Source organism: Alphaproteobacteria bacterium, assembly GCA_017308135.1.
GTDB lineage: Bacteria > Pseudomonadota > Alphaproteobacteria > CACIAM-22H2 > CACIAM-22H2 > Tagaea.
In genome coordinates this window covers 762,161-786,253 of the sequence record JAFKFM010000008.1, presented here as the reverse complement: position 1 = coordinate 786,253, position 24,093 = coordinate 762,161, and the positions used below count along the sequence as shown (strand labels likewise).

Genomic DNA, 24,093 nt, shown 5'->3' with positions numbered 1-24,093 from the left:
TGCCGCATCCGGGCGAAAGGCGCCGTGAAGCCGGAAACTAGGCTTGCAGGTTGACGTTCTGGCCGCGGCCCGACGAGGCCGGCGGCTGAATCGTTTCGACCAAGCCGACCAGCGCTTGCTGGGCTTGGGCCGCGATCTTGAACGCCTGAATGGCGGCGGCGGCTTGAACGCCACCGGCCGAGCTGCCCAGCGACGCGGCGGCGGAGGTCATCGACAGTTCCATTGGGTTCTCCCAAAAAAAGAATAAGTCGTTCTGATAGCCAGGAGTATAGCGCGATCCACTCGAACGGAATAGGGCGAAATCGCCGGCCGTTCGCGCTATATAGGTAGTGTGTTGGAAAGATTGATTAAAATATGGCGGAAAGGTGGCCGGCGGCGGCGCGTGTCGATCGTCGCGGCAGCCCTTTTGGCCGTCCTGCTGCCCCCCGCTTTGTGGTGGGGGCCGTCCGCCGCTTTGCGTTTTGCACTGACGCGCGGGCTTGAAGCGCAAGGCATCAAGGTCGCCGCCCTCGACGAAGCGGTGTTCTCGCTCACGCGCGGCCAGATCGATCTGCGCCGCTTGGACATGCGCCCGCCGATGGGCCCGCCTTTCATCGTCGACCATATCGACGTGTCCTTCGCCTGGAAGCCCTTGTTCGCGGGCCGCGTGGACATTCTGGAAGTCACGGTCGATGGGTTCGAGTTGCGCATGGAGCGCGACAAGGACCGGCGCTGGGTGCTGCCTTTCCCCAGCGGCGAAACCGTGCCGGTCGCCGACGCGGCCGCGGCGGTGGCGACGCCACCGCCCGCATCGTCGCCGTTCCCGCTGGGCATCGCGCGGCTCACGGCGAAGAACGGGCGCGTGACGCTCGCCGATGCCGACGGCAAGACGCTGCCGGTGGCGATCGAGAAATTCGACGTATCCGATTTCGCGCTCGCCGATGCCGAACGCCCGCTGCGCTTGGAGGTCGACGCGAAACTCGCCGGCGGCACGCTGCGCGCCAAGGGCACGGCCACGCCGATGGCGAACGCCCCGGGCGCCAAATTCGATATCGCGATCGCCGATCTCGATTTGGGTGCTGTGGCACCCTTCGCCGATTTCGCGATGGCGGGTCGTTTGCGCGCCGATCTGAAACTCGACGCCAAATTCGATGCGGTGGCGGTCGATGGCGAACTCGCGCTGGCCAATGCACGCCTGCCCGCGATTGCCGCCGCGCGTGCGTTCGATTGGCGTGGCCAGACAACTTGGTCGCCGAAGGATGGTCTGGCCGTGACCGGCGCGGCGAACGCCGCCGACCTTGCGATCGACCAGGCCAAAGCCGGCGGAATCGCCGCTTCGGCGTTCGCTTTCCGGCTGGCGCCGAACATGACATGGCGCGGTGCCGTATCGGGCATGGTCGATGCGCTGGAAACGACGATCCCCGATTTGCAATTCAGCGCGCGGCGTTTGACGCTTGCCGATCTGCAAGCGCAAAGCGATGCCGGCGGCGGGATCGCGATCGACGGCAAGGCGACCGGCCAAGGATTGAATATCGTCGTCGGCGAAACCCGCGCGACGCTTGACGGCGTGGACGTGACGTTGACCCGGGCCGCGATCGGCAAGACGATCGAAGCCGAATTCGACGCGCGCGCGACCGGCATGACCGGCAAATTGCCCGACGCGCAAGCCACACTCGATGCGCTGCACGTCGCGGGTAAATACGTGCAGGGCGATTTCGACGGCAAAGTCGAAATCGATAACGCGAATGCCGAGACCGCGGAATTCGCCGCCAAGATCGCGCGCGCCGCGATCCAGGGGCGCTACGCCAACGGCGATTTCACCGGGCCGGTATCGCTCGACGGGCTGGAAGCGCGCCACAAGACGGAGAAGATCACGATCACCGCCGCCGGTATCGGCGGCAATATGGATATCGCCCCGGAACGGCCGCGCTTCGCCGCCCAGCAATTGCGCTTGCGCGAATTGGCGGCACGGCGCGACGACGGCATGGACCTGTTCCAGGCGGCGTCGATTTCATTCGACCGCTTCACCTATGCCGACGCGGCGTTGCGCATCCGCGCCTTGGCGGTCGAGCAGATGAAGGCGCTGCGCCGCGAAACCGCGATGGGCGAAATCGCCGCCTTCCCGTGGCGCTTCGAAGCCGCGCGCGTGGATGTCGGCGGCGCCAATCTCGATCCCGACCGTATCCTGCGTTTCGGCACGGTGCGCGCGCGCGCCCCCGTCGTTCGCGTCACGCGCACGCCCAAGGGCCTGGCGAGTTTCGAGGCGCTGGCGGCGGGCGATGCCGACCCGGACGCGCCCACGCCCGCGATCCGCGTGGCGCGGGTGGAGATCGACGATGCGCGCCTTGAATTCGAGGATCGCGCGATCAGAACGCCGGTCTATCTCGACGCCTCGCGCGTCGCGATCCGTGTCGGGGCGCTCGACACGCGCGCGGTCGACCGGCCCACGCCGGTGTCGCTGAAAGGCCGGGTCGGCGGCTACGGCGAGATATCCCTCGAAGGCACGGCGATGCCGCTCGCGGCCAAACGCGGCTTCGATTTGAAAGGAAAAGCGCAAGGAATAGATCTACCGCCGATCTCGCCCTATGTCGCCGACGCTTTGGGCGTCGATCTGCGCACCGGCAATTTCGATCTCGATTTGACGCTGACGGCGAAGGAGGAAGCGCTGACCGGCGTTTCCAACTGGCATATCCGCAATCTGGAAATCGACGAGCGCGGCGCGCCGCGTTTGTCGGAGGAAACGGGCGTGCCGATCGGGCTCGCGCTTTCGCTGTTGCGCGATTCCGCCGGCGATATCGCGCTCGATATTCCCATCGCGGGCAAGCTCGACGACCCGAGCTTCGATACGTCGGGCGCCGTGCGCCAAGCGGTCGGGGGTGCGATGCGCGGCGCCATTACGGGCACGTTCAACGTGCTGTTTCCCTTCGGTATGGTGATTGGCGCGCTGATCGACGGCGGCGGCGGGCCGGAGATCGCGCTGGCGCCCGTCGCTTTCGCGGCCGGGAAATCGGCGCTGGACGATGCGCCCGCGACGACGCTGGATCGCTTGGCCGATGCGCTGGCCGCGCGCCCGACCTTGCGGATGGAGATTTGCGGCTTCGCGGGACCCGACGATTTGCGGGCCCTCAACGCCGCGCAAGGGACGGATGCGCAAGGTCAGAAGATGATCGAAGGCATCCAGAACTTGATCGCGCGCGCCACCGGCGCGCCGCCGCCGGTCCATGGCGAAGACGATCTGCGCCGCTTGGCCGAAGCGCGCATGCGCGCGGTCAAAGACCGTTTGATCGCGCGCGAAGGCGTGGCGGCCAACCGCTTGTTCGAATGCCGGCCGGTGGTCGAAACCGCCGACGGCGCCAAGCCGCGCGTCGAACTGAAATTCTAGGCCGAAGGTTCGGGCGGCGGCGGGGGCGCCGAGGCGGGGCGGCCGATCGACAATTCGAAATCGGCGCCCATCGTTTCGCAATCGACGAAACTCGACCAGCGCAGATCGGCTTCGCGGAACGAGGTCTGCGTCAATTGGCAATTGACGAAGCGCGCATGGCGCAAGGTCGCACGATCAAGACGCGTGACCAGCGCCTTGCCCGAGGCGACGACGAGCGGGGCGAGATTCGCCGCTTCGAAATTGGCGCGCACCAGATTGGTCGCGCGCAGATTGGCGCCGCGCAGATCCGCCGCCCGGAAATCGGCGCCGCGCAGATCGGCGCCTTCGAAATTGCTGGCTTGCAGCCAAGCGCCCTGGATGCGGGCATGCGCTAGGCAAGCGCCCGCCGCCTTCATCGAGGTGAGCAACGCGTGATCGGGCCATTCGATATCGCGCATATCGAAGCCCGAAATATCCAGCGCTTTGCCCGAGGCGCCGCCGCTTTCGACCCAGCTTTGATGGTCGCGGATCAGCGTGTGCAGGGAGTCGCGCAGCATGCTCATCGGCTTGCCGCGCGGGGCATCGGTCAAAGCGCCGGTTTCGTCCGCACCCGTGCGGTCGGCGGCGATGAATACGGCGCCATAGAGATTGGCGTTGCGCAAGACCACGCCGCGCAAATCGGCGCGGCTGAGATCCGCGCCTTCCAAATCCGCGCCTTCCATCACCGCGTTTTTGAGATTTGCCTTGGCGAGATTGGCGCCCTTCAAAATCGCGTCGGTGAAATCGGCCATCGCCGCGACCGAGCCCGACATATTCGCTTGCGTCAGGTTCGCGTTGACGAGCTTGGCGCGGCTCATATCCGCCGGGTCGGGATCGACCGCCATGCTTTCGAGGTCGCTGGCCTTCGCGCGGGTGAAGATCTGACCTTCGCGCAGATCGGCGTTGAAAAGCTCGGCGGCCGTCAGGTCGGCCCCCTTCAAACACGCGCCGCGCAAATCGGCGCGGGTCAAATTCGCGCGTACGATCTTCGCCTTGGTCAGATTCGCGCAGAACAGCAACGCGCGCGTCAGGTTCGTGCCCGACAAATCGCACTCGACCATGATCGCGCCGGTGAAATCCGCTTCCGACAGATTTTTGCAGGCGAGATTGAGGCCGGTGAGATTGCGGTAGGAGAAATTCGCGCGCTGGCCGCCCGAGCGCGCGAGCATATAAAGCTCGTGGCGGCGCATCATCAGATCGCATTCGCGCTGATCCATCGATTTGCGGCGATGGATATCGTCGGGCGTGGGCGCGGTGAGGGCCATGCGTTCTGCCGCCTGATTCGCTGTTTCGACGGCGATTGTCGCCTTGAAATGGGGCGAAGTCTAGGCGGCGGCCAGAAAGCGATCCGGTTCGAACCCGGCAAGCGAAACGGGCGGCGTATTTCCCAGCGCCAAAGCGCAAATAGACTTGGCGGTGACGGCGGATAGCGTGATGCCGTCGCCTTCGTGCCCGGCGGCGACCAAAAGATTGGCATATGTGGCGCTTCTGCCCAGCAGCGGCTTCTTGTCGGGCACGAAGGGCCGCAAACCGGCGAAGGCGCGCAGGATGGAAACTTGGGCGAGGGCGGGGACGCGCTTGGCGCCTTCGGTCAGAATGGTGCGATAGCCGTCATCCGACACGCTGCGGTCGTAGCCGACGAAGGCGCGCGTGTTGCCGATCAGGTGCTGGCCGTGGGGCGTGGCTTCCAGTGTGAATCCGTAGCCCATGCGGATCAGCGGATCGTCGGACTTGGCGGCGAGATCCGGATCGAGCTTGGCGGTGAGATAGCGCGCCGAAACGAGGAAGCGTTTGGCGAGAGGAAGCCCGCGCGCCGTCACCAGCAATTCGCCGCGCCGTGGAATGACCGGCAGATCGAGCCCGATCAGCGCGCCAAGATCGCGGCTCCAGATGCCCGCGCAGAACACGAAATGCTCGGCGGCGAGTCGGAAGCGCCCGCCCTCGGAATCTTCCAGCGTGGCCGATGCGATCCGGCCGCCCGCGATGTCGAATTCGAGCGGGCGCGTCTTCCAGGATGTCACGGCACCTTTCGCGCGCGCGGCATCGAGCAAGGCGAGAGTGGCGAGATAGGGCGTGACGCCCGCTTCGTTCGGCACATCGACCGCGCCGTGAAGCTCGGGCGACAATTCGGGCTCGATCGCCAGCATCGCTTGGCGATCGACCAATCGCGCCGCGATGCCTTGGCCGGTCAGCAGCGAAGTATGCGCTTCCATCTTGGCGATTTCATCGGGCGCTTCGATCAGCATCAAACCGCCGGTGATGTGATACTCGACGCGTTCGGCGCCGAGCTCCGCCGCCCAATCGCGCCACAGCTTTTGGCTGGCGATGGCGAGCGTCATGGCGGGGCCCGGCGTCTTGGTCGAGACGGAGACGAAGCCGTCGCAAGCGCCCGACGTACCGCCGGCGGGCAAACCGCGGTCGACCAGATGGACACGCTTTCCCGCCTTGGCGAGTTCGTAGGCGCAACCCGCCCCCATGATCCCGGCGCCGAAAATGGCGATGTCCGTTTCGATGCGACGCATGTTCTCGTACGTGTTGGCGGCGACCCGGAATCCGTGACAGGTTCCGCTTCCGATGTCCAAGCCCTTCCGCCGCCGTCACGATTCCGCCGATCTCGAAATCGAGGTCGATGGTGCGCGCATCCCCGCCCGGACGGGGGAGAGTGCCGCCGCCGCGATGCTCGCCGCCGGAATCGCCGCGTTCGGCGCCGATCCCAAGGGTGCAGCGCGCGGGCCCGCCTGCATGATGGGATCGTGCTTTCAATGCGCCTGCACGATCGACGGCGTGCCCGACGCGCGCGCGTGCCGGGTATCGGTGGCGCCGGGCATGAAAATCTCGACCGCAGCGGCGCGCGCACCGGCGCGGCCGATACAAACCCCGGTTGAAATCGACGCGGAAGTGGCCGTCGTCGGCGCGGGGCCGGCGGGCGGGGCTTGCGCGTTGGCGCTGGCCGCCGAAGGCTTGCGCGTCACGCTGATCGACGACAATGCGGCGGCGGGCGGGCAGATCTGGCGCAAACGTTTCGATGCCGAGCAGGGCGGCGGCGCTTGGCTGCGATCGCGGTTGACCGCCACGAAGGATCGCATCGACCATCGGGCCGGCTACGAAGTGTTGGGTCGCGGCGCCGATGGCGCGCTGATGCTTGCCGACCGCGACGGGCGCGGGACGATTTCGCGTGCGCGCCATCTGGTGATTGCGGCGGGCGCGTTGGAAGTGCCGAACCCCATTCCGGGCTGGACGCTGCCCGGCGTGGTCAATCTCGGCGCCTTGCAGATCCTCGCCAAAGCAGACGGCGTGATCCCGGACGGGCCCGTCTTGCTCGCGGGCGCGGGGCCGCTGCTTTACGTCGTCGCGCATGATCTGGTTGTGTCCGGCGTTCGGCCCGTTGCGGTCGTCGATGCCGCGCCGTGGCCTTCCATCGACGTTTTAAAGGCGCTATCGACGGCCCCCGGCCTGTTCCGCCAAGCGCTGAAATACGAATGGAAATTGCGCGCGGCACGCGTGCCGATTTTGCGGGGTTCCCGGATCGAGCGCATCGAGCGCAATGGCGAGGCGTTGCGCGTGTCGGCCAGCGGCGGCCGGCGCTTCGACGTGGCCGTCGTCGGGACGAGCTTGGGCTTGCGGCCCAATATCGAACTCGCCGCGCAAGCAGGTGCGGCGCTCGCGCATGATCCGCTGCTCGGCGGTTGGCATGCGCGGGTCGATGCGCAAGGGGCGACGTCGCAAAGCGGGATTTACGCGATCGGCGAAACGCGCGGCATTGGCGGCGTCGAGGTGGCGTTGTGCGATGGCGTGATTACGGCCGCCGCGATCATCGAAGCCGAGGGCCGCATTCCCAGCACGGAGCTTGCCCGCGCGGCGTCGGCCGCGCGCGAAAGGCGGGAGAAGTTTATGCACGCTGCGCGGGTACTTGGAAATTGGGCGCGTGCCGATATGCCGGCGGGCGATGCGGCGTCGATCGTCTGCCGCTGCGAAGCGGTGACGCGCGGCGAGATTTCGCGCGCCGCGGCGATGGGTTTGTCGGGCCCGCGCGAGGCGAAGCTCGCGACGCGGGCCGGGATGGGATTTTGCCAGGGCCGGACTTGTCATCCGGCGGTCCAGGCGGCGATCGGGGCGGACGAACCGCCCAGCTATCGCTTTCCGCTACGGCCGGTGCGCGCCGACGCGTTCGGCGCGCACCGTTGAAAACTAGGCCGCGTGACGGATCGTCGGCACGGCGTTCTCGTTCACCGGATCGGCGTCCTTTACGAACTGGCCGTCGCGGCGCGCGGCGTCTTCGCGCGTGACGAAGAACAGCGTGACCGCGAAGGTCACGAAGGCGGCGATCGCGAAGCACAGATAGACGAGTTCGGCGGTGTCCATTTTGTCTCTCCCCTTGAGACGGCTCGACTTCGAGCCTCGGCGACAAAATGCGGCGATCGGCCTCGCGGCACATTGATGCAGGTCAACATCGGGAAGAATTTTGCGGAAATGGGCGGCTTTCGACTCCAGGCCGGGAGAGAGGGCGAGGAGCGGGATAATTTGCCGCAGCCGTGCGACGTGGCGTGAAAGTCCAAAATCGCCGCAAAAATTGTCGAAATAGCGGCTAAGAGGTGAGTTGTGAAATGATCTATAACATATTGAATAAAAATACGAATATCAAAATTCAAGATATGCTTAATTTATAGGCATAATCGGGTATCGAGGTGTCAGAATCTCGATATCCGATTTGATTAGTAGGTCAATAACCAGTGCGTGTAGGTTAAGTATCTGTTTTTTAATGATTCACTATCGACCTAAACAATCCAAGACCATTTGATAGTCTTATATTGACCCCTTCAGGCAGCGCTAATAATGTAGCGAGGTCGGAATCTGGGCAGTTGGGACCGAAGGGCCACACCCGCAATTTGGCGGCTGGCCGGGGGCGGTTCCAAGGGGCGGGCAACGACAAAAACTTCGGGGCGGCAACGCCAACGAACGGAAGCGCGGAAAAAAATGGCCCAAGGCGAAATTTATACGATCCGGTTGGGGCAAGACCTCGTCATCGACGGGTTCACGAGCGGCGCGATTTTGCGCTTCGAAGGATCCGGACTGACTTCGTCGAGCCTGATGATCGATCGCGACGGCGCCGACACGGTGCTGAGTTTCGTCGGATCGTCGACCAGCCTGCGCCTGACCAATTTCAGCTCCAGCTACTTCAACAACCCGAATAATTTCGCGTCGACGTTCCAGTTCTCGTCGGTCGTCTCCACCAATCCGACCGGCTCGACCGGCAACGACGTCATCACCGGCGGCAACGGCAACGACGTGATCCGCGGCGGTTCGGGTAACGACACGATTTCCGGCGGCAAGGGCAACGATCAGCTGTTCGGCGAAGCGGGCAACGACAAGCTCGATGGCGGTGCGGGCAACGACACGCTGACCGGCGGCACGGGCTCGGACTGGATCCTCGGCGGCGACGGCAACGACACGCTGATGGGCTCGGTCGATTCGACCTGGCCGGGCGGCTGGGTGGCGCTGAATGTCGGCGACCCCGGTGCTGCGGGCACGAACGAGCGCGTGACGATCCTCGGCAACGTGCGCAGCTACGACGTGTTCGACGGCGGTGCTGGCACCGACACGATCCTGCTTTCCTCGGCCAACGACGCGCTGTTCCTCGACGATCCCTATAGCGATACGCCGTCGGAAGGGGCGCGCATCCGCAACGTCGAGGTGATCAATGCGGGCGACGGCAACGACGTCGTCGATCTCACCAGCACGCGCTTCAGCTATGGCGACGTGACGATCGACGGCGGCGCCGGCGACGACGTGCTGTGGGGCAATGCCGGCAACGACAGCATCCTCGGCGGTACGGGCAACGACAATCTGTTCGGCGGCTCGGGCCGCGACACGCTGTCCGGCGGCGACGGCAACGACACGATCGACGGCGGGCGCGGCAACGATCTGCTGATCGGCGGTGCGGGCGACGATTTGATCTTCGGCGGTGCGGGCAACGAAGGCGCCACGATTACCGTCACTAACAGCTATGGCGGCGGCGGCCAGTCGACTTGGGCGGGCGTCAACGTCACCGCGCAGAATATCGGCGCGAACGGGCAACTCGGCGCCGGTTCGGCGTCGAATGTCGGTTTCACCAACGACGGTATGGGCGCTTCGGGCAACCAGGCCTCGCGCCCGTCGATCAAAGCCGAAACGGGTTACGATCCTGTCAGCCGCGTTTCCGAAACCGTTTCGGTGGCGCTGCCGGGCGACGTCGCCTCGGCCAATGTCAGTCTCGCTTGGTTCTACAGCGCGCAGACCAGCACGGATTACAACAAATCCGAGCAGGCGTTCTGGCGCATCCTCAACGACGGCAACGTCGTCGCCGAAGGGCGCGTCATCGCGACCGGCACGTCGGGCGATTTCAGCTTCACGATCGATCCGCCGGGCAACGCGGTGTTCGACACGCTGGTGATGTGGGCGGGCCCTTACGTCACCGCGTCGGGCGCCACGGCGCAGGGTTCGATCACCGACGACAGTTCCGACTTCCTGATCCGCGCGATCACGACGACCGCCGTGGTGCCCGACACGGCGCAGATGGGCGGCAACGACCGAATCATCGGCGGGGCGGGCAATGACCGCATCGACGGCGGTGCCGGCACCGACACGTCGGTCTATTCGAGCTACATCACCGACTACGTGTTCTCGCGCAATTCGCTGGGCGAACTCGTCGTCACCGACGCGCGCCCCGGTTCGGCGGACGGCACCGACACGCTGGTCAATGTCGAATTCCTCGAATTCCTCAACGGCGTAGTCGTGCCGACGGGCAATCTCGGCTACAACGCGGCCCCCGACGCCGCGAACGGCACGGGTAGCGGCACGGAAGATCACGCGATCACCGGCCAGTTGTCGGCGACCGATCCGAATGGCGACGCGCTGACCTTCGCGCTGGCGCAGAACGGCGGGCCCGCGCACGGCACGGTCACGATCAATCCGGACGGTTCGTATACCTACACGCCGGCCGCCGATTACAACGGCACGGACAGCTTCACCTACACGGTCAGCGACGGGAAGGGCGGCACGGACACTGCGACCGTCACGTTGAACGTGGCGCCGGTGAACGACGCGCCGCTCACGGTTGGCGGTGCGACGGCCGGAACCGAAGACAGCAACGTCACCGGCCGCCTGACGGCGACGGATGTGGATGGCGACGCGCTGAGTTTCGCGTTGGCGCCCAACGGCATGCCCGCGCATGGCGTGGTGACGGTCAATCCCGACGGCACATACACCTACGTGCCGCACGCGAATTTCAACGGCACGGACTCGTTCACCTATCGCGTGTCCGACGGCAATGGCGGCGTCACCACCGGCACGGTCTCGGTGAACGTGTCGCCGGTCAACGACGCGCCGACCACGTCGAACGCGACCTATAGCGCGCAGGAAGACGGCTCGATCGGCGGCCGCGTGCAGGCTTCGGATGTGGACGGCGATACGTTGACCTTCGGTTTGACGCCGAACGGGTCGCCCACGCACGGCACGGTCACGTTCAATCCGGACGGCACGTTCAATTACGTGCCGGCGCCGAATTACAACGGCTCGGACGCGTTCACCTACACCGTCAGCGACGGCAAGGGCGGCACGGCGACCGGCACGGTCACGATCAATGTCGCGGCGGTCAACGATGCGCCGACGACATCGGGCGGCACGGCCACCGGCAACGAAGACACCGCGATCACCGGCCAGCTTGCCGCGAGCGATGCGGACGGCGACACGCTGACCTTCGGGCTGGCACCCACCGGCGGTCCGGCCAACGGTACGGTCACGGTTAACCCGGACGGCAGCTACACCTACACGCCCGCCGCGAACTTCAACGGCTCTGACTCGTTCACTTATCAGGTGAGCGACGGCAAGGGCGGTACGACGCTCGGCACGATTACAGTCGGCGTGAACCCGGTCAACGATGCGCCGACGGCGTCGTCGGCGACGGTCGCGGGCCAGGAAGACGGTTCGATCGCCGGTCAAGTCACCGGCCACGATGTTGATGGCGATGCGCTGAGCTTCGCGGTCGATGGCGCGCCGGCCAACGGCACCGTGACGATGAACTCGGACGGGTCGTTCAGCTACACGCCCGCGCCGAACTTCAACGGCACGGACTCGTTCACCTATACGGTGAGCGATGGCAACGGCGGCACCACGACGGGCACGGTCTCGGTCAATGTCGCGGCCGTCAATGACGCGCCGACGACCGCTGGCGGCACGGCGAATGGTGACGAAGATTCGACTGTCACGGGTCAACTCGCGGCCGCCGATGTGGACGGCGACACGCTGACCTTCGGTCTGGCGCCGAACGGCGCGCCGACGAACGGCACGGTCACGGTGAACCCGGACGGTTCGTATAGCTATACGCCGGCCGCGAACTTCAACGGCACCGACAGCTTCACCTACACCGTCTCGGACGGGAACGGTGGCGTCACCACCGGTTCGATTTCGATCACCGTTGATCCGGCGAATGATGCGCCAACCACTTCGGGCGCGACGTTCGCGGGCCAAGAAGATGGCTCGATCGCGGGCCAAGTGACGGGCGTCGATATCGATGGCGATGCGCTGAGCTTCGCGGTCGATGGCGCGCCGGCCAACGGCACCGTGACGATGAACCCGGACGGGTCGTTCAGCTACACGCCCGCGCCGAACTTCAACGGCACGGACTCGTTCACCTATATGGTGAGTGATGGGAACGGTGGCACGACCACCGGCACCGTGTCGGTCAACGTCGCGGCCGTCAACGACGCGCCGACGACCGCTGGCGGCACGGCGAATGGTGACGAAGATTCGACTGTCACGGGTCAACTCGCGGCCACCGATGTGGACGGCGATGCGCTGACCTTCGGTCTGGCGCAGAATGGCGCGCCGCAGCACGGCACGGTCACGGTTAACCCGGACGGTTCTTATACCTACACGCCGGCCGCGAACTTCAACGGCACCGACAGCTTCACCTATACGGTGAGCGACGGTAACGGTGGCACGACCACTGGCTCGATCTCGATCACCGTTGATCCGGCGAACGATGCACCGACCACTTCGGGCGCGACGCTCGCGGGCCAAGAAGACGGTTCGATCGCCGGTCAGGTCACAGGCCTCGACATCGATGGCGATGCGCTGAGCTTTGCGGTCGATGGTGCGCCGTCCAACGGCACCGTCACGATGAATCCCGACGGGTCGTTCAGCTACACGCCCGCGCCGAACTTCAACGGCACGGACAGCTTCAGCGGCGGTGAACGACGCGCCGACGACCTCGGGCGGCACGGCGAACGGCGACGAAGACACGGTGGTCACCGGCCAGTTGGCTGGTGCGGATGTCGATGGCGACGCGCTGACCTTCGGCCTCGCGCCGAACGGCGCGCCGACGAATGGCACTGTCACGGTTAACCCGGACGGTTCGTATAGCTATACGCCGGCCGCAAACTTCAACGGCACCGACAGCTTCACCTACACCGTCTCGGACGGGAACGGTGGCACGACCACTGGCTCGATCTCGATCACCGTCGACCCGACGAATGATGCGCCGACGACGTCGGGCGCGACGCTCGCGGGCCAGGAAGATGGTTCGATCACGGGCCAAGTGACGGGCATGGATATCGACGGCGATGCGCTGAGCTTCGCGGTCGATGGCGCGCCGGCCAACGGCACCGTGACGATGAACCCGGACGGGTCGTTCACCTACACGCCGCGGCGGTGAACGACGCGCCGACGACCTCGGGCGGCACGGCGAACGGCGACGAAGACACGGTGGTCACCGGCCAGTTGGCTGGTGCGGATGTCGATGGCGACGCGCTGACCTTCGGCCTCGCGCCGAACGGCGCGCCGACGAATGGCACGGTCACGGTTAACCCGGACGGTTCGTATAGCTATACGCCGGCCGCGAACTTCAACGGCACCGACAGCTTCACCTATACGGTGAGCGACGGGAATGGTGGCGTCACCACCGGTTCGATCTCGATCATCGTCGATCCGGCGAACGATGCACCGACCACTTCGGGCGCGACGCTCGCGGGCCAGGAAGATGGTTCGATCGCGGGCCAAGTGACGGGCATGGATATCGACGGCGATGCGCTGAGCTTCGCGGTCGATGGTGCGCCGTCCAACGGTGCGGTCACGTTCAATCCGGATGGCACGTTCACCTACACGCCCGCGCCGAACTTCAACGGCACCGACAGCTTCACTTACACCGTCTCCGACGGGAACGGCGGCACGACGACGGGCACGGTCTCCGTGAACGTCGCGGCGGTCAACGATGCGCCGACGACGGCTGGCGGCACGGCCGATGTCGCGGAAGATGGTTCGGTTACCGGCCAACTCGCGGCCGCCGATGTGGACGGCGACACGCTGACCTTCGGTCTGGCGCCGAATGGTGCGCCGACGAACGGCACCGTCATGGTCAGCCCGGACGGCAGCTACACCTACACGCCGGCGGCGAACTTCAACGGCACCGACAGCTTCACCTATACGGTGAGCGACGGTAACGGTGGCGTGACGACGGGCTCGATCAGCGTCACCGTCGATCCGACGAACGATGCGCCGACCACTTCGGGCGCGATCCTCGCGGGCCAGGAAGACGGCACGATCGCGGGCCAAGTGACGGGCGTGGATATCGACGGCGACGCGCTGAGCTTCGCGGTCGATGGCGCGCCGACCAACGGCGTCGTGACGATGAACCCCGACGGGTCGTTTAGCTACACGCCCGCGCCGAACTTCAACGGCACGGACTCGTTCACCTATACGGTGAGCGACGGCAATGGCGGCACGACGACGGGCACGGTCTCCGTGAACGTTGCGGCGGTCAACGATGCGCCGACGACCGCTGGCGGCATGGCGAACGGCGACGAAGATACGGTGGTCACTGGCCAACTCGCCGCGACCGATGTGGATGGCGACGCGCTGACCTTCGGTCTGGCACCCAACGGCGGTCCGACCAACGGCACGGTCACGATCAATCCGAACGGCAGCTACACCTATACGCCCGCCGCGAACTTCAACGGCACCGACAGCTTCACCTATACGGTGAGCGACGGTAACGGTGGCGTGACGACGGGCTCGATCAGCGTCACCGTCGATCCGACGAACGATGCGCCGACCACTTCGGGCGCGACGCTCGCGGGTCAGGAAGACGGCACGATCGCGGGCCAAGTCACCGGCCACGATGTCGATGGCGATGCGCTGAGCTTCGCGGTCGATGGCGCGCCGGCCAACGGCACCGTGACGATGAACCCGGACGGGTCGTTCAGCTACACGCCCGCCGCAAACTTTAACGGCACCGACAGCTTCACTTACACCGTCTCCGACGGGAACGGCGGCACGACGACGGGCACGGTCTCGGTCAATGTCGCGGCGGTCAATGACGCGCCGGTCGCGGCGAACACCATCGCTTCGGGCGCCGAAGACAACGTCGTCACCGGTCAATTGACCGCGACGGACGTCGATGGCGATGCGCTGACCTTCGGTCTGGCGCCGAACGGTGCGCCGACGAACGGCACGGTCACGGTCAATCCGGACGGTAGCTACACCTATACGCCCGCCGCGAACTTCAACGGCACCGACAGCTTCACCTATACGGTGAGCGACGGGAATGGCGGTACGTCCACCGGCACGATCTCGGTCGACGTCGCCGCCGTCAACGATGCGCCGGTGACGGCCGACGTGACGGTGCCGGGCAGCGAAGACAACACGATCGCGGGCCAGCTCGCCGCCACCGATGTCGATGGCGATGCGCTGACCTACGCGCTCGCGCCGAACGGCGGTCCGGCAAACGGCGTCGTCACGGTGAATTCGGACGGTTCTTATTCGTATACGCCGGCGGCGAATTTCAACGGCACCGACAGCTTCACCTATACGGTGAGCGACGGCAACGGCGGCACGACGACGGGCACGATCACGCTCGACGTCGCGGCCGTGAACGATGCGCCGACGACCGCCGGTGGCTCGGCCAGCATCGTCGAGGACACCACCCTCAATCTGCGTCTTCGCGGCGACGACATCGACGGCGATGCGCTGACCTTCGGTCTGGCGCAGAACGGCGGTCCCGCGCACGGCACCGTGACGGTCAATCCGGACGGAACGTTCAGCTACACGCCCGCCGCCGACTATGTCGGTTCGGACTCGTTCGTGTACACCGTCAACGACGGAAATGGCGGAACGACGCAAGGCGTCTTCTCGATCGAGGTGATGGCCGCGCCCAACACCGATCCGATCGCGGCGGGCGGGGTTTACCTGTTCGGCGCCGATAACACGATCGTCGGAACGCTTGGCGGCGTCGATGCCGATGGCGATGCGCTGACTTTCGCGCTGGCGCCGGATGGCGCGCCGGCTTACGGCACTGTTACCGTCAATACGGACGGCACCTACACCTATGTTCCGAACGGGCCGATCCCGCCCGGCGGCGACACGTTCAGCTTCACGATCGACGACGGGCGAGGCGGCGTCACGACCGGCGTGATGAATGTTGCAGGCAGCGATTCCTGGAATTACGCGCCGAATACGCCGGAATTGACGCTGGTTTCGGCCGGTACGGACGAGGCCGTCTCGGGCCGCTTGGTCGGCGTCGATGCGCAAGGCGACACGCTGACCTTCGGCGCGTTCCAGTTCGAGAATCCCGACGATGCGCCCGACGCGAATTACGCGTCGTTGACGATCAACCCCGACGGCACCTTCGTGCTGGTACCCAATCCCGGGTTCACGGGTACGGTCGAATTCGTTTACGCGGTCGATGACGGCCGGGGCACGCAGACTCTCGGCACCGTGATGGTGACTTTCGGGGCGGACGCCAACGACAATCCGATCACGATCGGCGGTCATGTCGAGACGTTGGAAGACCGCAGCGTGACGGGCACGTTGATCGCCTCCGACACGGACGGCGACGCGTTGAGCTTCGCGTTGCGCGACGGCAGCGGCCCGACCCATGGGACCGTGACGATCAATCCGGACGGCACGTACACCTATGTTCCGGACGCGAACTATGTCGGCCGCGATAGCTTCCACTATACGGTGAGCGACGGGCAGGGCGGCACGACGGTCGGTACCGTTTCGTTCAACGTCGCCAACGTGAACGATGCCCCGACCACCTCGGGCGCGACGCTCGCGGGCCAGGAAGACGGTTCGATCGCCGGTCAAGTCACCGGCCATGATGTGGATGGCGATGCGCTGAGCTTCGCGGTCGATGGCGCGCCGGCCAACGGTACCGTCACCATGAATCCCGACGGGTCGTTCAGCTACACGCCGGCCGCGAACTTCAACGGCACGGACAGCTTCACCTACACCGTCTCGGACGGTAACGGCGGCACGATCACGGGCACCGTCTCGGTCAACGTCGCGGCGGTCAACGATACGCCGGTCGCGGCGAACACCACCGCTTCGGGCGCCGAAGACAACGTCGTCACCGGTCAATTGACTGCGACGGATGTGGATGGCGACGCGCTGACTTTCACGCTGGCCGACAATGGCGGCCCGGCACATGGCAGTGTCACGGTCAATCCGGACGGTTCCTACACCTACACGCCGGATGCCGATTGGGCGGGGACGGACTCGTTCACCTACCAAGTCAGCGACGGCAATGGCGGCACGACGACCGCGACGGTTTCCGTCGATGTGGCGGCGGTCGCCGACGTGCCGAATGTCGATATCGGCTTCGGCACGCCGAGCGTGAACGACGGCACCAGCGGCGTCACCGTCACCAATCATGGCGGTTCGGCCGGCTACAACAACAGCTACGGCTATTACGTACTGAACGATTCCGGCCAGCCGGTCAGCGGCGGCATCATCTGGGCGAACATGAACGCGACGGTCGGGCAGACCGCGACGATCGCGGGCCTCGATGCCGATCGCGTCGGCTTCTTCGTGATCCCGAACGGCTCGAACAACAACCCCGGCGAAATCCAGAACGGCGAAGCGATCACCTTCAGCCAGGGTTCCGATGGCAAGTGGATCGCGACCGACGCGCAAGGCAACACGCTGACAGGCAACGGCGCCAACGTGTTGTTCGACAAGCCGGTGTTGAACGCGGGCGGCTTCGTCCAGGTCATCGACAACGGCAATCCCGGCAACCAGAACTGGGAAGATCTGGCCGGGGGCGGCGACAACGATTTCAACGATGTGAACACGACCACGGCGTGGACGGCCGAGAACAATTCGACCAGCACCTATCCGCTGAATGTCAGCGCGTCGCCGTCCGATCGCGACGGCAGCGAGACGATCACCGGCGTGACGCTGACCGGCATTCCCGCCGGTTCGGTGCTGAAGGACGCCAACGGCAACACGATCGCGCCGAACGGCGACGGTTCGTATTCGCTGACGCCATCGCAGCTCGGCACGCTGTCGCTGACCACGCCGCCGGGCTTCACGGGCACGCTGGACGTGACCGCGACCGCCACGGCGAAGGACGGCACCAGCACGACGACTGGCAGCGACAGCGCCTCGGTCGTCGTGGACGAAGTGAATCTCGATCCGGTCACGGCCGGCGGCGTCGTCGATGGCACGGAAGATTCCGCCACGACCGGCCAGCTGGTCGCGCAGGATCCCAACGGCGATCCGCTGACGTTCTCGCTGGCGCAGAACGGCGCGCCCGCCCATGGCACGGTCACGATCGCGCCGGACGGCAGCTACACCTATACGCCCGCGGCGAATTATCACGGCACCGACGCGTTCACCTACACGGTCAGCGACGGCAAGGGCGGTACCGCCACCGGCACGATCGTGGTCAATGTCGCGTCGGTCAACGATGCGCCGACGACGACGGGCGGCACGGCTTCGGGTGCTGAAGATACGGTCGTCACCGGTCAACTCGCCGGGAACGATGTGGACGGCGACGCGCTGACCTTCGGTCTCGCCGCGAATGGCGGCCCCGCGCACGGCACCGTCACGATCAACCCGAACGGCAGTTACACCTACACGCCCGCCGCCGATTTCAACGGCAACGACTCCTTCACCTACACGGTGTCGGACGGGAAGGGCGGCACGGTCACCGGTGCGATCACCGTGTCGATCAGCCCGGCCAACGACGCGCCGACGACGTCGGGCGCGATCGTCTCGGGCAACGAGGACGGCACGATCTCGGGGCAGGTCACCGGTCACGACGTGGACGGCGACACGCTGACCTTCGGCCTCGCGTCGAATGGCGGTCCGGCCCACGGCGCCGTCACGTTCAATCCGGACGGCACGTTCGTCTACACGCCGGCCGCGAACTACAACGGCACCGATAGCTTCACCTATACCGTCAGCGACGGGAAGGGCGGCACGGTCACGGGCACGGTCTCGGTCAATGTCGCGGCGATCAACGACGCGCCGACGACGACCAATTCGACCGCGCAGACCGACGAGGATGAGCCGTTGTTCGGCCGCGTCACCGCGCATGATGTGGACGGCGACGCGCTGAGCTTCGCGCTGGCCGCGAACGGCGCGCCGGCGCACGGCACCGTCACGCTGAACGCCGACGGCACTTACGCGTATACGCCGGCCGCGAATTATCATGGCGCCGATAGCTTCACCTACACGGTCAGCGACGGGAACGGCGGCACGACCACCGGCACGGTCACGATCTCGGTCGCGTCGGTCAACGACGCGCCGGTCGCGCAGCCGACGACGGCCAACGGCCAGGAAGACGCGCCCGCGATCACCGGTCAGGTCGCGGCGACCGATGTCGACGGCGACGCGCTGAGCTTCGCGCTGGCGTCGGATGGCGCCCCGGCGCACGGCACGGTCACGCTCAATCCCGACGGCTCGTTCAGCTACACGCCGGCGCCGAACTTCAACGGCTCGGATTCCTTCGCCTACGAAGTGTCGGACGGCAATGGCGGTGTGACGCGCGGCGTCGTCAACGTGATGGTGGCACCGGTCAACGATTCGCCCGAAGCCTCGGCCTACACGATCCTGCAAGGCACCGAAGATATCGTGATGTCCGGCACGTTGCCGGGTTCCGACATCGACGGCGATCAATTGACCTTCGCGCTGGTCGGCGCGCCGCCCGCGGGGCTGACGCTCAATCCCGACGGCACCTATGTTTATACGCCCGCGGCGAACGCCGACGGTCCGGTCGCCTATTTCGACTACACGGTCAGCGATCCGTCGGGTGAGACGGTGCAAAGCCGCATTTATATTCATCTGACCCCGGTCAACGACGCGCCGTGGTTCAACGACAAATCGATCACGATCGCGGAAGGCGCCGGTTCCGCCGGCGTGCTTCAATACGGCGATGTCGATGGCGATACGCTCACGGTCGCGATCGCCGACGGCGGCGCGCCGCAGAACGGCACGGTCGTGCTGGGTGCCAACGGCACCTACACCTACGTGCCGAATCCGAATTTCGCCGGGAACGACAGCTTCCAGGTCGCGGTGACGGATGCCAACGGCGCCACGACGATCGGCACCGTTTCCTTCACCGTCACGCCGGTCAACGACGCGCCGGTCACGACGCCGACGACCGCGACGGGCCAGGAAGACAACGCGATCTCCGGCCAGCTGTCGGCGACCGATCCCGACGGCGATGCGATCACGTATTACCTGCCGTTCGGCTACGACGCGTCGAACGGCCAGTTGTCGTTCAACCCCGACGGCTCGTTCACCTTCGTGCCGAACGCCGATTGGAACGGCCAGCTCGACGTCTATTATCACGCGCGCGACGCGTGGGGCGCCGAGACCTCGGGCTCGCTGAAGATCGTCGTCGATCCGGTGAACGACGCGCCGATCGCGCTGACCGTCAGCGCGTCGGGCACCGAAGACACGACGCTCGCCGGCCGTTTGACCGCGAGCGACGTCGATGGCGACGCGCTGACCTTCGCGCTGGCCCCCGGTGGTGCTCCCGCGCACGGCACGCTGACGATCCAGCCCGACGGCAGCTACACCTATGTGCCTGCCGCGAATTTCAACGGCACGGACTCGTTCACTTATCAGGTCAACGACGGCAATGGCGGCACGGCGACCAAGACCGTGGCGCTCGATATCGCGGCGGTGAACGACACGCCGGCGACGCAAGGCCAGGATCTGAACGGCACCGAGGATCATGTGATCGCCGGTCAGCTCGCCGCGACCGATGTGGATGGCGACGCGCTCAGCTACTCGCTCGCCGCCGACGGCGCGCCTCAGCACGGCGCGTTGACGCTCAATCTCGACGGCTCGTTCACCTATGTGCCGGCCGCGAACTATAGCGGCACGGACTCGTTCACCTATCAAGTCAGCGACGGCAAGGGCGGCTTCGCCACGGCGACGGTCACGCTCAACGTCGCGGGCGTCAACGATGCGCCGGTCGCGGGCACGACCGCGCTGGCGGTCAACGAGGATACGGTCCTCGCCGGGCGCTTGGTGGCGAACGACGCGGATGGCGATACGCTGACCTTCGCGCTGGCGCCGGGCCAAGGGCCGACGCATGGCACGCTCGACCTGCAGCCGGACGGCACGTATCTCTACACGCCGGCCGCGAATTATCACGGCACCGACACGTTCACCTACACGGTCAGCGACGGCAATGGCGGCACGGTCACGCAGACCGTGGCGATCAGCGTCGCCAGCGTCAACGACGCGCCGGTCGCGCCGAACGCAACGGTCGCTGGCACCGAAGATACGGCGATCATCGGCCAGGTGACGGCGACGGATATCGAGGGCGACAATCTGACCTTCTCGGTGCCCGCTTCGGGCCGGCCGGCGCACGGCACGGTCACGATGGCGGCCGATGGCAGCTACACCTACGTGCCGCACGCCAACTACAACGGCACGGACTCGTTCACCTATCGCGTGTCGGACGGCAACGGCGGCATCACCACCGCGACCGTCACGATCAATCTCGCCGCCGTCAACGACGCGCCGGTCGCCAATACGGCGCCGATCGCCGGGATCGAAGATACGGTCGTCACCGGCCGCGTGATCGCGACCGACTTGGACGGCGACGCGCTGAGCTACACGCTGGTGTCGGCGCCGACGCATGGCGCGCTGACCTTCGCGTCGGACGGCAGCTACACCTACGCGCCGTCGGCGAACTACAACGGCACCGACACGTTCGTCTACCAAGTCAGCGACGGCCATGGCGGCGTGACCAACGTCGTGCAGACGATCCAGGTCGCCGCGGTCAACGACGCGCCGACCACCGTCGGTTTCGACGCCGTATCGCTCAACAGCGCGCCGGTCGCCGGCACGCTGACCGGACAGGACGTGGACGGCGACGCGCTGACCTTCGCCCTGGCCGCGAATGGCGGCCCGTCGCACGGCACGGTGACGATCGCGCCCAATGGCAGCTTCGTCTACACGCCCGCCAACGGTTACGACGGCACCGACGCCTTCACCTATGTCGTGTCGGACGGGAAGGGCGGTACGGCCACCGCGACCGTGTCGCTGACGCTGGTCGGCGACAACGACGCGCCGGTCGCCACCAACACGTCGTTCGCGCTGGACGAGGACACCGTCCTCAACGGCAATCTCGGGATCGTCGATCCCGAGGGCCACGCCTTCACCTACGCGCTGGCCGACGGCCCCGATCACGGCACGCTGATGCTGGGGCCCAACGGCAATTTCGTCTTCACGCCGGCCGAGAATTATCACGGCAACGACAGCTTCCAGATCACGTTGACCGACGTGTACGGCGCCACGCAAACGCAGACGATCTCGCTGGCGGTCGCCTCGGTGATCGACGTGCCGCGCCTCGATCCGATCCACATCACGATCGACGAGGATTCCGGCCCGATCACCTTCCCGGTCAACGTCGTCAATCCCGACGGCTTGGCGTTCGGCGTGTCGTCGGGCACGTGGAGCTCGCCCTTGGGCAGCTACGCTTGGTCGGCCGACGGTCAGTCGCTGACCTTCACCCCGAACGCGGACGCCAACGGCACGGCCGATCTTTCGCTGATCCTGTGGGACGCGAACGGCGTGGGCACGCAAATTCCCGTCGTGATCGACATCCTGCCGGTCGACGACGGCCCGCGCGTCGATCAGTTGAACTTCGGCATGCTGGAGGACACGACGATCTCCGGCCGTGTCGACGCCCGCGACCCGGACGGCGGCGGCATCGCCGGATTCACGCTGGTCGACGGGCCCGATATCGGCGAATTCACGCTGAACAACGACGGCACCTTCACGTTCACGCCGCCGGCCGATTACTACGGCAATGTCAGCTTCACCTATGTCGTCACGGATACGACGGGCGCTTCGTCGACGCTGACGTCGACGATCGCGGTCGCCAATGTCGGCGACCCGCCGGTCACTTGGCCGCAGAGCTTCACGGGCACCGAGGATACGGTGATCACCGGCAAGCTCGAAGGCTACGATCCCGACGGCGGCGAAATGGGCACCGATTACTGGTGGATCGACGCGCCGGGCGAGAACGCGTATCTCGCGGAAGGCTATCTCGACATCGCGCTCGACGGCACGTTCTCCTTCCGCCCTGACCCCGATTGGTACGGCACGGCGACGGTGCATATGCGCCTGACCGACAAGGAAGGCTTCGTGTCCGAGCCGGTGCTGCTCACCTTCACGATCACGCCGGTCAACGATCTGCCGACCGGCAGCAACTACACCCATATCGCGATCGCGGAAGACACGACGTATAGCGGCAATCTCGGCGTCAATCCGGAGACGGGCGCGGCGCTCGTCAGCGACGTCGAAACCGCGCGCCAGGACCTCGCCTTCGCGGTCGCGCGACAGGCGGCGCACGGCACGGTCACGCTCGACGCGAACGGCGACTTCATCTACACGCCCAACGCCAATTATTACGGCTGGGATACGTTCTCCTACACGGTCACCGACGCCGACGGCGGCATCGTCACGCTGGAAGCGCCCAGCATCTACGTGTCGTCGGTCGTCGATCAGATGATCTGGACGCAAGGCCTGACGACCGATAGCGGTCACACGCTGTCCGGCTATATCGGCGGCAGCGCCGACGGCACGGCGTACACCCAGGATTCCTGGGCCTCGAACGGCACGCTGTCGTTCAATCCCGACGGCACGTTCGTCTATACGCCGAACGACGGCTTCACCGGCACCGACCGGTTCCTGGTGACCGCGTATTTCAACGCGCAATCGGAACAACGCTGGGTCGAGATCACAGTCACGCCGAACGACGCGCCGGTGATCGACTCCCCGAGCCACGAAACGGCCTTGCTCTCGCAAGGGCCGATCACGGGCCAGATCCTGGCGAGCGACGCGGAAGACGACGCGCTGACTTTCTCGCTGATCTCGGGGCCGGCCGACGGCCTGCTGACGCTCAACGCCGACGGCAGCTTCAACTATCAGCCCAGCGGCAACGCCGTGGGGCCGCAGAGCTTCGTCTACCAAGTCGACGACGGCTTCGGCGGCGTCACGCAAGCCACGCACACGATCGATCTCTACGGCGAGGCCGAGCATTCGGCCGGCCCCGGCGTGTTGTCGGGCAATTGGAACCTTCAGGACTACGTGCACGACAATGTCGTCGTCACGGCGATCGACGAAGGGGCGGGCGATGCGCCCGACACCGTCGTCGGCTTCCAGGCGGCCGAGGATACGATCGACGTCACGGCGTTGTTCGGCGCCGACGTGCCCGCGGATTGGGCGGCGATGCTGACCGCGCAATACGACGCGGGTGCGGGCGGCACCTATATCGGGGTGACGAGCGAAGGCTCCGCGACGCCGGAATGGGGCGTGTTGCTGGTCGGCGTGCAGACCTCGATCGACGATCTGCTCAGCCAGCACGCGATCACGGCGCAGCAAAGCTCGACGCCGTAATCGGCGGGTCTATCGCGCAAAGAAAAAGGGCG

9 protein-coding genes are annotated in these 24,093 nt (G+C 65.9%); 5 read left to right on the top strand and 4 right to left on the bottom strand.

The window, feature by feature from the left end; all coding sequences use genetic code 11:
* Positions 1–37: 37 nt before the first annotated feature.
* A complete protein-coding gene (locus J0H39_11905; protein ID MBN9497450.1) occupies positions 38–223 on the bottom strand; it encodes a hypothetical protein in 186 nt (61 codons plus the stop codon).
* 159 nt (positions 224–382) lie between these two features.
* Between J0H39_11905 and J0H39_11900 the strand changes: the two genes are divergently transcribed.
* On the top strand, positions 383–3,361 hold the full coding sequence (locus tag J0H39_11900) for a DUF748 domain-containing protein (GenBank protein ID MBN9497449.1): 2,979 nt from the start codon (positions 383–385) through the stop codon (positions 3,359–3,361).
* On the opposite strand, the gene J0H39_11895 is transcribed toward J0H39_11900, so the two are convergent.
* Together J0H39_11895 and J0H39_11890 are read right to left on the bottom strand one after the other, a co-directional pair.
* On the bottom strand, positions 3,358–4,644 hold the full coding sequence (locus J0H39_11895) for a pentapeptide repeat-containing protein (protein MBN9497448.1): 1,287 nt from the start codon (positions 4,642–4,644) through the stop codon (positions 3,358–3,360). The two genes, J0H39_11900 and J0H39_11895, sit on opposite strands and share 4 nt — an antisense overlap.
* 60 nt (positions 4,645–4,704) lie before the next feature.
* Positions 4,705–5,901 (bottom strand): FAD-binding oxidoreductase, encoded by a 1,197-nt coding sequence (locus J0H39_11890; protein ID MBN9497447.1) that lies wholly within the window; start codon positions 5,899–5,901, stop codon positions 4,705–4,707.
* A gap of 52 nt (positions 5,902–5,953) precedes the next feature.
* Here J0H39_11890 and J0H39_11885 point away from each other — a divergent pair, with 52 nt between their 5' ends.
* A complete protein-coding gene (locus J0H39_11885; GenBank protein ID MBN9497446.1) occupies positions 5,954–7,564 on the top strand; it encodes an FAD-dependent oxidoreductase in 1,611 nt (536 codons plus the stop codon).
* A 3-nt stretch (positions 7,565–7,567) separates the two neighbouring features.
* Here the strand turns inward: J0H39_11885 and J0H39_11880 are convergent, their stop codons facing one another.
* Complete coding sequence (locus J0H39_11880; GenBank protein MBN9497445.1) at positions 7,568–7,741, bottom strand: hypothetical protein; 174 nt, start codon at positions 7,739–7,741, stop codon at positions 7,568–7,570.
* Positions 7,742–8,353: 612 nt separating this feature from the next.
* Here J0H39_11880 and J0H39_11875 point away from each other — a divergent pair.
* From J0H39_11875 to J0H39_11865, 3 genes are read left to right on the top strand one after another with little or no spacing between them, the layout of a single operon-like run.
* The gene (locus J0H39_11875) at positions 8,354–12,760 is read left to right on the top strand and encodes a tandem-95 repeat protein (GenBank protein MBN9497444.1); all 4,407 of its coding nucleotides are present in this window, start codon (positions 8,354–8,356) and stop codon (positions 12,758–12,760) included.
* The gene (locus tag J0H39_11870) at positions 12,660–13,070 is read left to right on the top strand and encodes a tandem-95 repeat protein (protein MBN9497443.1); all 411 of its coding nucleotides are present in this window, start codon (positions 12,660–12,662) and stop codon (positions 13,068–13,070) included. The genes J0H39_11875 and J0H39_11870 overlap by 101 nt, the downstream gene beginning before the upstream one ends.
* Positions 13,067–24,061, top strand: coding sequence for a tandem-95 repeat protein (locus J0H39_11865; GenBank protein ID MBN9497442.1), 10,995 nt, complete (start codon positions 13,067–13,069; stop codon positions 24,059–24,061). The genes J0H39_11870 and J0H39_11865 overlap by 4 nt, the downstream gene beginning before the upstream one ends.
* Positions 24,062–24,093 lie beyond the last annotated feature (32 nt).

Bases quoted from the DNA above. Each gene is read 5' to 3' on its own strand.
- J0H39_11905 (MBN9497450.1), bottom strand. From the start codon at position 223: ATGGAACTGTCGATGACCTCCGCCGCCGCGTCGCTGGGCAGCTCGGCC.
- J0H39_11895 (MBN9497448.1), bottom strand. From the start codon at position 4,644: ATGGCCCTCACCGCGCCCACGCCCGACGATATCCATCGCCGCAAATCG.
- J0H39_11890 (MBN9497447.1), bottom strand. From the start codon at position 5,901: ATGCGTCGCATCGAAACGGACATCGCCATTTTCGGCGCCGGGATCATG.
- J0H39_11885 (MBN9497446.1), top strand. From the start codon at position 5,954: ATGTCCAAGCCCTTCCGCCGCCGTCACGATTCCGCCGATCTCGAAATC.
- J0H39_11880 (MBN9497445.1), bottom strand. From the start codon at position 7,741: ATGGACACCGCCGAACTCGTCTATCTGTGCTTCGCGATCGCCGCCTTC.
- J0H39_11875 (MBN9497444.1), top strand. From the start codon at position 8,354: ATGGCCCAAGGCGAAATTTATACGATCCGGTTGGGGCAAGACCTCGTC.